This window comes from Caballeronia sp. HLA56, assembly GCF_054655155.1.
Window position 1 is genome coordinate 528,051 of record NZ_BAAHOB010000004.1, and the last position, 13,521, is coordinate 541,571.

A 13,521-nucleotide genomic window follows, 5' to 3' on the forward strand; every position below is an offset into this window, starting at 1 on the left:
TGAACATGAACAAGCTGGCACGTATCGCAGACGTCATGCCGAGCGCGTCCGCGCCCACCTTCACCATCAAAATGCGCACGGAAGGCTTGTCGAAATTCTACGGCGAGACGGTCGCGCTGCATCCGATGGATCTGTCTGTCAGAAACGGCGAACTGCTCACATTGCTCGGGCCGTCAGGCTCCGGCAAGACGACGCTGTTGCAGATCATCTGCGGGCTCGTGGAGCCGACGGCTGGGAAGCTAATCATTGATTCAAGGGACCGCACGCGCGCGTTGGTGCATGAACGCGATATCGGCGTTGTGTTTCAGAACTACGCGCTGTTCGGCCATTTGACAGTATTTGAAAACATTGCCTTTCCCTTGCAGATGCGCCGCGTGCCGGCTAGCGAAGTCAAGCGCCGCGTCATGCACGCGCTCGAAATGGTGCGCCTCGCCACATTCGGGGAGCGCTTTCCGCGTGAACTGTCCGGTGGCCAACAGCAACGCGTCGCACTGGCGCGTGCGCTCGTCTATCAGCCCTCGTTGCTGTTGATGGACGAATCGCTGTCCGCGCTCGATCGCAAGCTGCGCGAAAACATGCAGATGGAAATTCGGCGCATCCATCGCGAAACGGGTGCGACCATCATCTTTGTCACGCACGATCAGGAAGAAGCGCTCGCGCTGTCGGACCGCGTGTGCCTCATGAACGGCGGGCGCATCGAACAGATTGGCACGCCTCAGGCCATTTACGAAACGCCGCGCACGGCGTTCGTCGCGGATTTCATCGGCGTGTCGAACAAGCTGCGCGGCAAACCAGGGCGCGATGGACTGCTCGCCACCGCTGACGGCTTCATCCCCCTTCCCACCGATCCCGCGTCCAGCGCCATCGACGCGCCCGAAGTGATGCTGATCGTGCGGCCCGAACATATCCGCATGGAGGAAGGCCATGGCGGCTTCGTGCGCGGACGCATTGTCGAACGCATTTATGGCGGCTCGGAAACGCGGCTGCTCGTGGAACTTCAGAGCGGCACTGTGCTGACCGTGCGGCAGACAGCGGGCACCACGCAGCGCGACATCGGTGATGCCGTTTCGTTGCGCTGGCAGCCGGAGCATTCGCTGCTGCTCGATCACTGACACACACAGCCTCAAGACATCGCCCATCGCATCAGATCACCGGAGAAACAAGCGTGAGTTCAAGCAACAAGCCAAACCGCAGACAGTTTATCAAGACCGCGGGCGCCACCGGCCTCGCGCTCGGTTTCCCGACCATCTGGACGCAGCGCGCCCACGCGGCCGATCAACTGACGGTGGCCGATAACGGCGGCGCGCTTGGTCCGGTGATGCGTACCGCGTTCTACGATCCGTTCGAGAAGGAGACGGGCATCCGCATCGTCAACGTCGCGCATGAGTCGGACCCGGTGACGCAGTTCAAGCTCTCGGTCGATTCCGGTTCGCACATCTGGGACGTGGCGATGATCACGCCCGACAATGCAATCCGTCTGACCGACCAGAAAAACTACCTCGCGCCGCTGGATATCGCCTCCAGCGACGCGAAAGGCATTCTGCCCGGCATGCTCACGAGCAACTGGTTCGGCTTCTCGATCTACGGCGTGGTGATGGCGTATCGAACGGACCGCTTCGCCAAGGCGCAGCCCACTGGCTGGCACGATTACTGGGACACCGCGAAATTTCCCGGCCGCCGCGGTCTCTTCCGCTCACCCATCGGCCTTTTCGAAAACGCGCTGCTCGCGGACGGCGTCGCACCAAAGGATCTTTATCCGATTGACGTGGACCGCGCGCTCAGGTCGCTCGACAAGATCCACAAGAACATCAACGTGTGGTGGGCGAACGGCGCACAAAACACGCAACTGCTGCAAAGCGGAGAAGTCGATCTGTCCGATACGTGGAACGCCCGCGCGCTCGCCGCGATCACCTCGGGCGCGCCGGTGAAGATCGTCTGGGAAGGCACCTACAACGTCGATGGTTGGTCGATTCCGGTCGGCACGTCAAGGCTCAAGCAGGCGCAACAGTTCGTGCGCTTTTGCATGCGCGCGGATCGACAGGCGCAGTATTCGAGCCTCATCGCGAACGGTCCAAGCAACAGCGACGCGTACAAGTTTATCGATGCGCAACGCGCCGAACTGCTGCCGACCTATCCGAAGAATCTCGAACGGCTTCAGCGCCGTGACAACGCATGGTGGGGCAAAAACTTCGACTCCGCCAACGAGAAGTTCCAGGAATGGCTGCTCAATACTTGATCAATCATCCATTACACCAGGGAGACGCCGCCATCATGGCTGACCAACACATAGCACTTGGCGTGCTCGTGCACGCCACGGGATCGCATCCGGCATCGTGGCTCAAATCCACCGCGCCACGCGGCGCGACGACCGACATCAACTATTACCGTAGCCTCGCGCAGCTCGCCGAATCCGGTCTGATGGACCTGTTCTTCATCGCCGACACGCCTGCCGCGCGCACGGAAAAGCTCAACGCCTATGCGCGCTACCCGCACTTCATGAACTGCTTCGAACCGATCACGTTGCTCAGTGCGCTGGCGGGATCGACGCAGCATATCGGGCTGGGCGCGACGGCATCGACGAGCTTCTACGAGCCGTACAACATCGCGCGGCTCTTTGCATCGCTCGATCATCTTTCGCATGGCCGCGCGGGCTGGAACGTGGTCACGTCCGCGAACGATTTCGCCGCGCGCAATTTCGGTCTGGACAAGCTGCCACCGCACGATCAGCGCTATGCCCGCGCACGCGAGTTCTTCGATGTCGTGTCGAAACTGTGGGATACATGGGAAGACGATGCCTTTGTGAACGACAAAGAAGCGTGCAAGGTCTTCGAGCCAGAGAAGATGCACGTCACGGACCATCAGGGTAAGTACTTCACAGTGTATGGCGCATTGAACATCGAGCGCACGCCGCAAGGCCGGCCCGTGGTCATTCAGGCGGGTTCGTCGGAAGATGGAAAATCCTTCGCGGCGGAAACGGCCGAGGTCGTGTTTGCCTCGGACCCGACGCTGGAAAAGTCGCAACGCTTCTACGCCGATGTGAAAGGCCGCATGCCCGCCTTCGGCCGCTCGCCCGACGACATGAAAATTCTCGCGGGCCTGTCGGTGGTCGTGGGCGGCAGCGATGCGGAAGCGCAAGACAAATACGCCGAGCTGCAAAGCCTGATCCACCCCGATGTAGGCCGCATGCGTCTGGGCGCGGACCTAGAACTCGACGTGTCGAAGCTGCCGCTCGACGAACCCATCCCGGAACATCTGATTCCGCAAAAGGCCAATTTCCATCAGGCCTACTTCAACCAGATCGCCACGATGATCCGCGAGCAAAAGCTCACCTTGCGTCAGCTCTACACGAGCTACGAGCGCGGCAAGGTCACCTTGTGCGGCACGCCGCAGGTCATCGCCGATCATATGGAGGAATGGATCGACACGCGCGCCGCCGATGGTTTCATGCTCGCCTTCCACGTGTTGCCGAACGACATGTCGGATTTCGTCACGCATGTCGTGCCGGAACTGCAACGTCGCGGCCGTTATCGCAGCGAATACACCGGCCGCACACTGCGCGACAACCTCGGCCTTTCGCGGCCAGTGAATCGCCACGCGCGGGAAACGCAATGAACATCGCCACCGCAAGCACGGCACAGATTGCAACGCCGCGCAGACGCCTGAGGCCGGGATCGTTATGGCTTACCACGCCGGGTGTGGTGTTTCTGCTCGCGTTCCTGATCGTGCCGTCGCTGCGCCTGCTCGCGCTTTCCGTGATGCAGAACGGCACCGGCACGCTGTCGTTCTCCGCGTTCACGCGCTTCTTCGGACCGAGCGTGTACCAGCGCGTGTTGCTGACGACGTTCTCCATTGCGCTGCAAACCACGGCGTATTGCCTCGTGCTCGGCTATCCCCTCGCCTACTGGCTGTCAGGTTTGTCGAAACGCACGCAGCAAACGGTGGCGCTGCTCGTGCTGCTCGCGTTCTGGACCAGCACGCTGGTCAAGAACTTCGCTTGGCTCGTGCTGCTGGGACGCAACGGCATCGTGGCGGATGCCATGCGGATGCTCGGCATCGCAGGAGGCGACCAGTTGCTCTTCAACCGCGCCGCCGTCGTCTTTGCGATGGCGCATACGCTCCTGCCGCTCGCCGTCGTCACGATGCTGCCGGTGATGAACCAGTTCGACCGCCGCACCTCGCTGGCGGCGGCCACGCTCGGCGGCGACCGCGCGCAGGTGTTCTGGCGAATCTTCTTCGTCTCGTCGATGCGCGGCGTGGCGGCGGCGGGCCTGCTCGTGTTCATCGGCGCGCTGGGCTTCTTCATCACACCGACACTGCTCGGCTCGCCGCGCGAAATGATGCTCGGGCAACTCATCATCGTGCAGATCAATGAGTTGCAGAACTGGCAGCTTGGCAGCGCGCTCGCGGTGGTGCTCGTGCTGTCGGCGCTCATCAGTTGCTTCCTCTATAACCTCGTTTTCGGCATGGCCTCGCTCGCCGAGGACCGCGACGCCGTGAAGCCCGCGCATCATCGTCATATGCGGCGTCTCGGCAATGCGCTCGTCAACGGGCTGGGACTGGCGTGCTCACGCGTGGTCGTGCCATGGGACCGCCATGTGCGGCGTGCGGTGCGCGTAAGTCCGCTCGCGGTCTATTCGTGCGTGCTGATTGCCCTGCTGCTGTTTCCCATCGTGGCGATCGTGCCGATGGCATTCACCGCCGACACGTTCCTTTCGTTCCCGCCGAAGGGTTTCAGCCTGCGCTGGTTCGATACGTATTTCACATCGTCGCTGTGGATCGGCGCGACGGTGCGCTCGTTCGGCATCGGCCTGGTCGCGGCGTTCGTCACGGCGGTGATCGCAACCTTCGCGGCGCTCGGCATTGCGCGTTCGAAGTCCCGCGCGACTAGCGCGCTGTTCCTGCTGTTCTTGTTGCCGATGATCGTGCCAAGCATCGTGACGGCTATCGCGTTGTTTTACCTATGCGCGCACATGGGGCTGGTGGCGACGAACCTCGGCATCATCATCGGCCATGTGGTAATCGCCATGCCGATCGTGTTCGTCATCCTTCTGAGCACGTTCCGCGGTCACGACTGGGCGCTCGATCACGCAGCCGGCACGCTGGGTGCGAATCGTCGCCAAGTGCTTCGGCGCATCACGCTGCCGTCTGTGAAGAACGGGTTGATCGCAGGCTTCGTTATCGGCTTTCTGACGTCGTTCGAGGAGCTGACGGTGGCGCTGTTCATCGGGGGCGGCGTCAAGACGACGCTGCCCAAGCAGCTATGGAACGACATTCTGCTGCAGGTGACACCGGCGCTCGCGGCGGCTTCCACCGTTGTGTTGTGCGTCGTCACACTGCTGTTTCTCGTGCTTCAGGTCGTGCAACCACGCGGCAAGAGCGCGACCGCCGCGTAATCGTCGATTGCGGGCCTTTTTCTCAACACAACGTAAAGAGTCTTGGAAATGGATGAACGCCAGCTTCGCGTCGATCTCGCGGCCGCGTTTCGATGCTTCGCAAAACTGGGCATGCACGAGGCCGTGGCCAATCATTTCAGTGCGGCGGTCTCGCCCGACGGCGCCAAGTTTCTGATGAACCCGAAATGGGTGCACTTCTCCCGCATTCGCGCAAGCGATTTGCTTCTGCTCGACGCTGACGAAGGCGAAGACCTCGCGGGCCGCAAAGATATCGATGCAACGGCCTGGGCCATTCACGGACAAATTCATCGCCGCGCGCCGCATATCCGCGTGGCGTTGCATCTGCATCCGGTCTATGCGACCGCCATCGCCTGCCTCGCCGATCCGGAGATCAAGCCGATCGAGCAGAACACGGCGCGCTATTTCAACCGCGTCGCACTCGACAAGGATTTCGGCGGCATGGCGGACACCGTTGCCGAAGGCGCACGTCTGGTGGCCGCGCTCGGCGACAAATCGCGTCTCATGATGGGCAATCACGGTGTGATGGTAGCCGCGCCGACCATCGGCGAAGCGTTCGACGACATGTACACGCTGGAGCGCGCCTGCCAGATCCTGAGCGTGGCCTATGCGACCGGCCGGCCGCTTAACGTGCTCTCCGCCGAAGTCGCGGAAAAGACCGCGCGCGACTGGGAAGGCATCACCGACTTTTCGATTGCGCATTTCGAGGAGATGAAGCGCATCCTCGACAAGGAAGACCCTTCCTATGCTGACTGACATGAACTCGAACGAAGTCACGCTGCAGACCTTCCGCGATGCCATGGCGCAACTCGGCGCCGCCGTGCACGTCATCACGACCGATGGTCCCGGCGGGCGCGCCGGCTTCACGGCATCGGCCGTTTGCAGCGTGACCGATACACCGCCGAGCGTGCTGGTGTGCATCAACCGGACCTCGTCAGCGTATGACGCCGTGACGGCGAACGCGCGCATCTGCATTAATACGCTGAGTGCGGATCAGCACGATGTTTCGGCGGGCTTCTCGAAGAAAGGCACAATGGCGGAGCGCTTCGCACACGGTGCGTGGATCGAGCGCGATGGCAGGCCGCCTCATCTCGTCCACGCGAGCGCATCGATCGATTGCCGCGTGGTGGACCGCACGGCGGTGGGCACGCATGACATTCTCATCTGCGAAGTCAGCGAGATCACGAGCAACGAACATCCGGGCGTGCTGATCTACTACGACCGCAGATATCACAAGATCCTTCGCGGCTGAGGCACATCGGCATGGAGATGCAATCGCTGCACTACTCACTGCGGCAACTGCGGTATTTCGTGGTGACGGCGGAAATGCTGTCCTTCACCGCCGCCGCACGCCGACTGCATATCTCGCAACCGTCCGTGTCCACCGCGATGACGGACCTCGAAGGCAACTTCGGCGTTCAGCTTTTTATCCGGCATCATGCGAGCGGTCTGACGCTCACGCAGGCCGGACGCGATCTGCTTGGGCAAGCGCGCAACCTGCTAAAGATAGCGGAGGAATTGCAGACATCCGCGAAGGAGCTGGATGGCGGCATGACCGGTTCCATTGCGCTGGGCTGCCTTACCTCGCTTGCGCCGCCGCTCATGCCGGGGCTCATCAGCCGGTTCGCGAGCGAGCATGCGAACATTTCGTTTCGCACGCTCGAGGCGCATCAGGATGGGCTGATGACACGCCTGCAGGACGGCTCGCTCGACATCGTGCTCACCTACAGCCTCGATTTGACCGAGGATATCGGCTTCACGCCGCTGCTCTCGCTGCCGCCCTATGTGATCCTGCCAAGAACGCACCGCTTGGCCCGCGCACGCAAGGTCTCGCTCGCCGACCTGCACCACGAGCCTTACGTGATGCTCGACCTGCCGCACAGCCGCGAGTATTTCGCCGCCTTGTTCGACGCCGTAGGCGAGCGCCCCGTGCCGGCGTTCCGTTCATCGCAGCCCGAAGTAGTGCGCGGGATGGTCGCGAACGGCCTTGGTTACAGCATCCTCAATTTTCCGCTCAAATCGAGCCGCACGGTGGATGGCGAAGACTTCGTCATCAAACGCTTCAAGGACAATCTTAGCGCCACGACGCTCGGCATCGCGCAATCGAAGAAGATGAAGTCGCGACAGGTGGTGAACCGCTTTGTCTCGTTCTGCGAGAACTACATTCGCCGTCTGCACTTCGACGCTTGAGCGCGGCTCGATGGTCAATACCCGCGCGCACGCTCGATGACGTTGTTGAGCCGAGCGCCGGCGCGCAATGAACGCACGTTCCAGAGAATCTGCGTGGCAACGGTTTCGCTGCTGGAGATCGCGGCGATATGCGGCGTGAGGATTACCTTGTCGCGGGTCCAGAGCGGATCGGTGGACGGCAAGGGTTCGAGCGGGAACACGTCGATCAGTGCGCCGCCGAGTTGCCCTTCATCGAGCGCCGCGTGGAGATCGCGTGTGACGAGATGATCGCCTCGTCCAACATGAATGAGGCGCGCGCCGCGATTCATGCGCGAAAACAGGTTGGTCGACAGAATGCCTTGTGTGGCATCCGTCAGCGGCAACAGGCAAATGAGCATGTCTAGACCGTCGAGAAAGCGGTCCAGTTCGTCCTCGCCATGAATGCGGATGCCGCCGAGCTCGCGGCCCGTGCGCGACCATCCGCGTACATCGAAGCCGAGCCGCGCGATAGCACTCGCCACCGTCTGCCCCATCACGCCCATGCCCATGATGCCGACCGTCGTGCGCCCGGCTGACGGGTGCTCGAATTTGAGCCAGCGTTGTTCTTGCTGCGCGCGCATCAGCCGGTCGAAACCGCGATGAAAATGCAGCACGCCCCACAGCACATATTGAGCCATAATGCGCGCTTGCTCGGGATCGACGATGCGGCACACCGGCACATGCGCGTCCGACGTCTCCGCGATGATGTGATTCACGCCCGCACCGATGCTGTGAATGAGCCGCAGCTTCGGCAGCGCACCATAGGCGCCATGCGGCGGCAGCCAGCTGATGGCGACATCCGCATCGGGCGCCTTCGCGTCGTCGAGCGACCAGAGCGGGATGTCGGGTGCGACGTTGCGGATGGCTTGCGCGTAGTGATGCGCGGCTTCATCGGTGAAGACGATTCCTGTCATGCCGGTCAGTGGTGAATGCTCGATGCCTGTACGCTAACCGGCCATAAACGACGTCAAAAATCATTATTTCTGCATGCAAGACATACGGCACAGCTATGCAACCGTGCTGAGGAACGCTTTGCCTTCTATGAACGCGCGAAGCAGGCGTACTGCGTGATAGCGACGAGAAGCAGCGCGGTTAGGATGCTTCATCTTCGCGAAGGGTGCACAGCTTGCACCAGATGCATCCGAATTGGCCTGAGCAAGCGATGCTGCCCTTGCGGGTCGAGCCCTTCGATTGTCGTAATATCGGCCCCTTCCACCGGTGCCCAAAAGGACGTCGTACTCGACGAAGAGACGGACCTTACTCAAGCTCCTGCAACTGTTGATGGAGCACCTCGACGCGTTGCAGATGCGCGCTTCCACGATCGCGCAAACGTTCCGCTACCAGCGAGCTGATTAAATTGACGAGCGAGGCGATGCCCACCACGCTGTCGAACAGCATCATGCCGTCCGTATGGCAACGGATCACCCAACGGGCGAGACGCGCGGGCTTTCCCGCGATCACGTCCGAAAGATAGAGCGTGTTCACGCCCGCTTCTGCTAGTGCCGCCATCGCCAGTTCGACAGCCGGCACGCGCCGCCGCAGGCCCACCACGATCGCGAGATCCTTAGCCCCAAGATCGCTGATGTACTCCGCCAGCGTATCGCCGGGCGCTGGCAGCACAGATACGTCCGTGCGCACCTGCACGAGTTCTCGTCGGATCATCGTTGCGATGGTGTGACCGTGCCGATAGCCGATGATGACGACGCGCCTCGCGCTCGCAATTCCACTCACCGCATCAGCCAGCATCTGCCTATCCAGCGAACGATACGTGCTGACGAGATTCATGACTTCATGCTTCAGGTGTGCTTCAACGACTTCGTCGAGACCACTTTCCGCCGCCTTCCTGCCCCGCTCCTGCATGTATAGCGGCGAGCCGCCCATCAACGCGGCCTTCGCGGTTTCGCGCGCGTCGTCATAGGACGCGTAGCCCAGCTTCTGGAAGAAGCGCGTGGCCGTGGCTTTCGACACCTGCGCGCTGGCGGCGAGTTTGGTCGCCGTCTGCATGGCTAGTTGCCCCGGCGCGCTCAAGATGACATCCGCAAGTCGCTGATCGATCTCCGACAACTGATCGTAGCTCTCCGCGATCCGGCTTTCAATCGATGCGGGACGCTTGTTCTTCTTCGCCTGTGAGGAAACCATGAATAGTCGCTGAGTTCGGGTTAAGAAGTGACGCTTGCCGGTGCGCACTGGCACCAGACTAGTGCTCTGAATGCGTCTTGCACGGACGTCGTGCGTCGCTAGCCACTGGCAGTCGGGGTCATTCTGTCACAGCGCATTTGGTTTCGGGAACTCCTGTTTCTGCTTTAACCTTTAAGAATCACACGTTTCTCTAGATAAAAATCTGCAATTAGTGTTTCAAGACGAAACTGGTACGGATCATGCCTTACATGCAGTGTCGACTACTCATGAACCCTCCACGGAGTCACCCGATGTCCTTGCCGCGCCTTTCCCGTCTTGCGCTCGCCGCACTGCTTCCCGCCGCCGCACTGCTCCATTCCACTACGTCACACGCCGACACACTTGACGACATCAAGAGCCGCGGCAAGATGATCGTCGCCATTGACCCGACGTTCGCACCGTACGAGTACACTGACGCCAAGAACAACATCGTCGGATACGACCCCGCAATTCTCGACGCAGTGGCCAAGCGCCTGGGGGTGAAGATTGAGTATCAGCGCATGGCCTTCAGCGGCATCATTCCCGGTCTTCTGTCGCATTCGTTTGATCTGGAAGGCTCCGCGCTCAATGTGACGGCGGAACGCGCAAAGCGCATCGCCTACGTGGTACCGACTAGTAAGACCGTCAATGGCGCATTGGTGCGCGCGGACTACACAAAGATACCTTCGAAGCCGGAGCTCGAATCGCTCGCGGGCCTGACGGGCGCGGTCAAGTCTGGCAGCGCCCCGGAAACAATCCTCAAGCAGTTCAACGAAACGCTGAAGACCAAGAATCTCGCGCCTATCACCATCCTGAGCGTGGATAGCGTGGATCAAACCGTTGCCGCCCTCATGACGCGCCGCGCCGATTTCGTGTTCGACGACCTCACCGTGCTTGCAGGCGTCATTAAGCAGAACCCGAGCAAAATGAAGCTGACAGGCGAACTCGGACCATCGCAATGGATTTCCCTTGCTACGCGCCCCGAAGACACGCGTCTGAATAAGGCCATCAGCGACGAGATTCTTGCGATGAAGAATAGTGGCGAACTTGGGCGCCTGCAAAAGCAACACCTTGGCGTGACCTTCGATACGCCATCGTCCGATTTCATTCCCGCACAATAAGGCGCAACAGCATGAATGAAGTTATTTACGCCCTGACCGTGAAGGCCGGTCATGGCCGCACCTTCGAAGTAAAGGCGGGCCAGTTTCTGACCATTACAGATGTGGAAGGACAGCAAGCCGCCGACTTTGTCGCAGTGGCCGCCGCCGACAAGAGCGAAAAGCTCTCGCCCACTCACACGCGCCGCAATTTGCAGTCCCTGTTCTTCAATCTTGGCGATGCGCTGTATTCGTCGCTCGGGCGTCCGCTGTTGCGCGTGGTCGAAGACACGGTCGGCGTGCATGATGCGAACGTGCCCGCCTGCGACGACACGCGCTTTACCGTCGACTTCAATGTGACTGGGCATCGCAACTGTCTTGACAACATGCATTCGGGACTGGCGCTGCATGGTCTCTCGCCGTTCGATGTGCCCGAGCCGTTCAACCTGTTCCAGAACGGCCCGGTCACACCCGACCGCCGCATGCAGGTGACCGACCCGACCAGCAAGGCCGGCGACCACATTACGTTCGAAGTGCTCGACGACCTGCTGTGCGCGGTGTCGTCCTGCCCGCAGGACATCATTCCCGGCAACGGCCTGCGCGTGACCGACATCGATATCTCGGTCTACGCTTTGAACGCGACTCTTTCTTCCGCGTCTTAAGCCATGCTGTTACTCAAAGACACTGCTATTCGCGAACCGCTGCCGCCCACGCGCGTGATCGTGCCGGCGGGCGATACGCGCGCCATCGATGTGAAGGCGGGCCAGATTCTACGCATCGAGGCCAAGGAAGCGGGCGCGACCGCCGCGATGTTCGCGTTCAGCCGCACAAACCCCGACATCTACATGTCCGTGCATCACACGCGCGTGTTCAGCAACTCCTACATATTGCATGCCGGCATGCGCATCGTCAGCAACCGGCGTCGCGCGCTGATGGTGCTCGGCAAGGACAGCATTGGACGTCATGATCTCCTGCTCCCTGCCTCGACGACTGAGTTTCTCGAACAGCACGGTTATGCGGGCCAGACGGGCTGCGTCGAATCAGTATCGAAGGTCATCGCGGAAGAAGGTCTAATGCCGCCCAAGGTGCCCGATCCCATCAACCTTTTCATGCATGTCGATCTGCATCAGGACGGCCGGATCGAACCACGAGGCAACGCCACGCGCGCTGGGGATTTCGTCGCGTGCCGCGTGACGGCGGACCTGACTTTCATCGTGTCGGCGTGCTGCACCGGCATTCCGGGCAACGATACGCCAGGAATGTTGGAACTCGCCGCCGCCGAAGAACTGATCGAGCTGTAAGCATGTGGCTCGACCCTCAGGTCATCGGCAGCGTGCCGTCGTTGCTGGACGGCTGGCTGCTCACCGTGGAGCTGACGGTACTCGGCGCGGCGGGAAGTCTGGCGTGCGGGCACCTCGCGCTCGCCATGCAACTGACGCGTATCGCGCCGCTGCGATGGCTCGCGCGCTTATACATCAGCTTCATGCGGGGCACACCATCGCTGGTGCAGCTGTTCATGGTGTTTTTCGCGCTGCCGATCCTCGGCCTGGGCGGACGTCCCATGCTCGCCGCCGCGGTCACGCTGGCGCTCAACAGCGGCGCGTACACGGCGGAGATTCTTCGCGGCAGCATGCGCGTGGTGACGCGCGGGCAGATCGAAGCGGCGATCGCCATCGGCATGGCGCCATGGCGGATCGCGCTGAGAATCGCGCTTCCGCAGATGCTGAAGGCGAGCGTGCCCGCACTTGTCAACGAATTCACGATTCTGCTGAAAACGACGCCACTCGCGTCCGTCGTCGCGGTCACGGAATTGACATATGCGGGGCAAATGGTGATTGCGCGCATCTATACGTCGACGCAGATCATGATGCTGGTGAGCGTCGGCTATCTCGCGGTCGTGCTGCCGGCGATCTGGCTCGGCAGTCGCGTGCGATGGACGCACACAGCGGTGCGAGACGCATGAGATGAAATTCGATCTCGGTGTGCTCGCTGCCTACGTGCCCGATCTGCTGCACGGCTTCATCGATACGATCTGGCTTTGCGTGTTGAGCAGTCTGCTTTCCTGTGCGCTCGGCACCGTATTGGCGGTGGGCAGGCGGCGTGGTCCGCGTGCGCTCGTCGTGTTGATCGACACGTATATCGCGCTGACGCTCGCGTCGCCCTTGCTCGTGCTGCTCTACGTCGCGTTCTACGTCCTACCCGACTTCGGCGTGCTGCTTCCCGCACCCGTGGTCGGCATCCTGATGCTGGCGATCTACTACGCGCCCTACATCGCGCAGGTGATCCAGGCCGCCATCGATGCCGTGCCGAAGGGAACGGTCGAAGCAGGCGCGGCCATCGGCATGTCACCGCTGGCGATCGCACGCCGCATCGTCGCGCCGCAAGCGCTGCCCTTGCTGTTGCCGACGATGACCGGGCTCATGATCGGCCTGTTCAAGGATTCCGCGCTGCTGTCGGTCATTTCGGTGCACGAGTTCATGTTCGCCGCGAAAGGCGTCGTCTCTGAAACCTATGCGCCTCTCGAAGTGTATTTCATCGTCGCGCTGGTCTACTGGGCGACGACCGCCGCGCTCAATCATGCGACCCGCACGTGGGAACGGCGGATCGCGCGTGCTCATGCCATCGGCGTCGCGCCCGGACGGTAATCA

General features: G+C 61.4%; 14 protein-coding genes. 12 read left to right on the top strand and 2 right to left on the bottom strand.

Annotation, left to right across the window (positions count from 1 at the left end):
- Positions 1-5 precede the first annotated feature (5 nt).
- The 7 genes from ACYQ47_RS18400 to ACYQ47_RS18430 are packed head-to-tail and all read left to right on the top strand — an operon-like array spanning position 6 to position 7,601.
- Complete coding sequence (locus ACYQ47_RS18400; protein ID WP_459906343.1) at positions 6-1,112, top strand: ABC transporter ATP-binding protein; 1,107 nt, start codon at positions 6-8, stop codon at positions 1,110-1,112.
- Between the two features lie 53 nt (positions 1,113-1,165).
- Complete coding sequence (locus tag ACYQ47_RS18405) at positions 1,166-2,236, top strand: extracellular solute-binding protein (protein WP_459906344.1); 1,071 nt, start codon at positions 1,166-1,168, stop codon at positions 2,234-2,236.
- A gap of 35 nt (positions 2,237-2,271) precedes the next feature.
- Positions 2,272-3,612, top strand: coding sequence for an LLM class flavin-dependent oxidoreductase (locus ACYQ47_RS18410; protein WP_459906345.1), 1,341 nt, complete (start codon positions 2,272-2,274; stop codon positions 3,610-3,612).
- Positions 3,609-5,393, top strand: coding sequence for an ABC transporter permease subunit (locus ACYQ47_RS18415; protein WP_459906346.1), 1,785 nt, complete (start codon positions 3,609-3,611; stop codon positions 5,391-5,393). The genes ACYQ47_RS18410 and ACYQ47_RS18415 overlap by 4 nt, the downstream gene beginning before the upstream one ends.
- A 48-nt stretch (positions 5,394-5,441) precedes the next feature.
- Entirely contained in the window at positions 5,442-6,167 is a 726-nt protein-coding gene (locus ACYQ47_RS18420) for a class II aldolase and adducin N-terminal domain-containing protein (protein ID WP_459906347.1), read from the top strand.
- Positions 6,157-6,663: a flavin reductase gene (locus ACYQ47_RS18425; RefSeq protein ID WP_459906348.1), complete on the top strand. Its 507-nt coding sequence runs from the start codon at positions 6,157-6,159 to the stop codon at positions 6,661-6,663. Before ACYQ47_RS18420 ends, ACYQ47_RS18425 begins: the two co-directional genes overlap by 11 nt.
- 11 nt (positions 6,664-6,674) lie before the next feature.
- Positions 6,675-7,601 carry a LysR family transcriptional regulator gene (locus tag ACYQ47_RS18430; RefSeq protein ID WP_459906349.1) on the top strand — a complete coding sequence of 309 codons (927 nt, stop codon included), beginning with the start codon at positions 6,675-6,677 and terminating at the stop codon, positions 7,599-7,601.
- Positions 7,602-7,615: 14 nt separating this feature from the next.
- Here ACYQ47_RS18430 and ACYQ47_RS18435 read toward each other — a convergent pair whose 3' ends face one another.
- On the bottom strand, positions 7,616-8,533 hold the full coding sequence (locus tag ACYQ47_RS18435; RefSeq protein WP_459906350.1) for a 2-hydroxyacid dehydrogenase: 918 nt from the start codon (positions 8,531-8,533) through the stop codon (positions 7,616-7,618).
- A 343-nt stretch (positions 8,534-8,876) separates the two neighbouring features.
- Positions 8,877-9,758: a MurR/RpiR family transcriptional regulator gene (locus ACYQ47_RS18440; protein WP_459906351.1), complete on the bottom strand. Its 882-nt coding sequence runs from the start codon at positions 9,756-9,758 to the stop codon at positions 8,877-8,879.
- A 290-nt stretch (positions 9,759-10,048) separates the two neighbouring features.
- Between ACYQ47_RS18440 and ACYQ47_RS18445 the strand changes: the two genes are divergently transcribed.
- The 5 genes from ACYQ47_RS18445 to ACYQ47_RS18465 are packed head-to-tail and all read left to right on the top strand — an operon-like array spanning position 10,049 to position 13,518.
- On the top strand, positions 10,049-10,897 hold the full coding sequence (locus ACYQ47_RS18445) for a transporter substrate-binding domain-containing protein (protein WP_459906352.1): 849 nt from the start codon (positions 10,049-10,051) through the stop codon (positions 10,895-10,897).
- A gap of 11 nt (positions 10,898-10,908) precedes the next feature.
- Positions 10,909-11,535, top strand: coding sequence for a DUF1989 domain-containing protein (locus tag ACYQ47_RS18450; RefSeq protein ID WP_459906353.1), 627 nt, complete (start codon positions 10,909-10,911; stop codon positions 11,533-11,535).
- Positions 11,536-11,538: 3 nt separating this feature from the next.
- Positions 11,539-12,174 (top strand): urea carboxylase-associated family protein, encoded by a 636-nt coding sequence (locus ACYQ47_RS18455; protein WP_459906354.1) that lies wholly within the window; start codon positions 11,539-11,541, stop codon positions 12,172-12,174.
- A 2-nt stretch (positions 12,175-12,176) separates the two neighbouring features.
- The gene (locus tag ACYQ47_RS18460) at positions 12,177-12,836 is read left to right on the top strand and encodes an amino acid ABC transporter permease (RefSeq protein WP_459906355.1); all 660 of its coding nucleotides are present in this window, start codon (positions 12,177-12,179) and stop codon (positions 12,834-12,836) included.
- Between the two features lies 1 nt (position 12,837).
- A complete protein-coding gene (locus ACYQ47_RS18465; protein ID WP_459906356.1) occupies positions 12,838-13,518 on the top strand; it encodes an amino acid ABC transporter permease in 681 nt (226 codons plus the stop codon).
- Positions 13,519-13,521 lie beyond the last annotated feature (3 nt).

What these genes read in the sequence shown, in the direction of transcription:
- ACYQ47_RS18460 (WP_459906355.1), top strand. Translation starts at nt 12,177, where the DNA reads ATGTGGCTCGACCCTCAGGTCATCGGCAGCGTGCCGTCGTTGCTGGAC.
- ACYQ47_RS18435 (WP_459906350.1), bottom strand. Translation starts at nt 8,533, where the DNA reads ATGACAGGAATCGTCTTCACCGATGAAGCCGCGCATCACTACGCGCAA.
- ACYQ47_RS18450 (WP_459906353.1), top strand. Translation starts at nt 10,909, where the DNA reads ATGAATGAAGTTATTTACGCCCTGACCGTGAAGGCCGGTCATGGCCGC.
- ACYQ47_RS18465 (WP_459906356.1), top strand. Translation starts at nt 12,838, where the DNA reads ATGAAATTCGATCTCGGTGTGCTCGCTGCCTACGTGCCCGATCTGCTG.
- ACYQ47_RS18410 (WP_459906345.1), top strand. Translation starts at nt 2,272, where the DNA reads ATGGCTGACCAACACATAGCACTTGGCGTGCTCGTGCACGCCACGGGA.
- ACYQ47_RS18415 (WP_459906346.1), top strand. Translation starts at nt 3,609, where the DNA reads ATGAACATCGCCACCGCAAGCACGGCACAGATTGCAACGCCGCGCAGA.
- ACYQ47_RS18445 (WP_459906352.1), top strand. Translation starts at nt 10,049, where the DNA reads ATGTCCTTGCCGCGCCTTTCCCGTCTTGCGCTCGCCGCACTGCTTCCC.
- ACYQ47_RS18440 (WP_459906351.1), bottom strand. Translation starts at nt 9,758, where the DNA reads ATGGTTTCCTCACAGGCGAAGAAGAACAAGCGTCCCGCATCGATTGAA.
- ACYQ47_RS18420 (WP_459906347.1), top strand. Translation starts at nt 5,442, where the DNA reads ATGGATGAACGCCAGCTTCGCGTCGATCTCGCGGCCGCGTTTCGATGC.
- ACYQ47_RS18455 (WP_459906354.1), top strand. Translation starts at nt 11,539, where the DNA reads ATGCTGTTACTCAAAGACACTGCTATTCGCGAACCGCTGCCGCCCACG.
- ACYQ47_RS18430 (WP_459906349.1), top strand. Translation starts at nt 6,675, where the DNA reads ATGGAGATGCAATCGCTGCACTACTCACTGCGGCAACTGCGGTATTTC.
- ACYQ47_RS18425 (WP_459906348.1), top strand. Translation starts at nt 6,157, where the DNA reads ATGCTGACTGACATGAACTCGAACGAAGTCACGCTGCAGACCTTCCGC.
- ACYQ47_RS18400 (WP_459906343.1), top strand. Translation starts at nt 6, where the DNA reads ATGAACAAGCTGGCACGTATCGCAGACGTCATGCCGAGCGCGTCCGCG.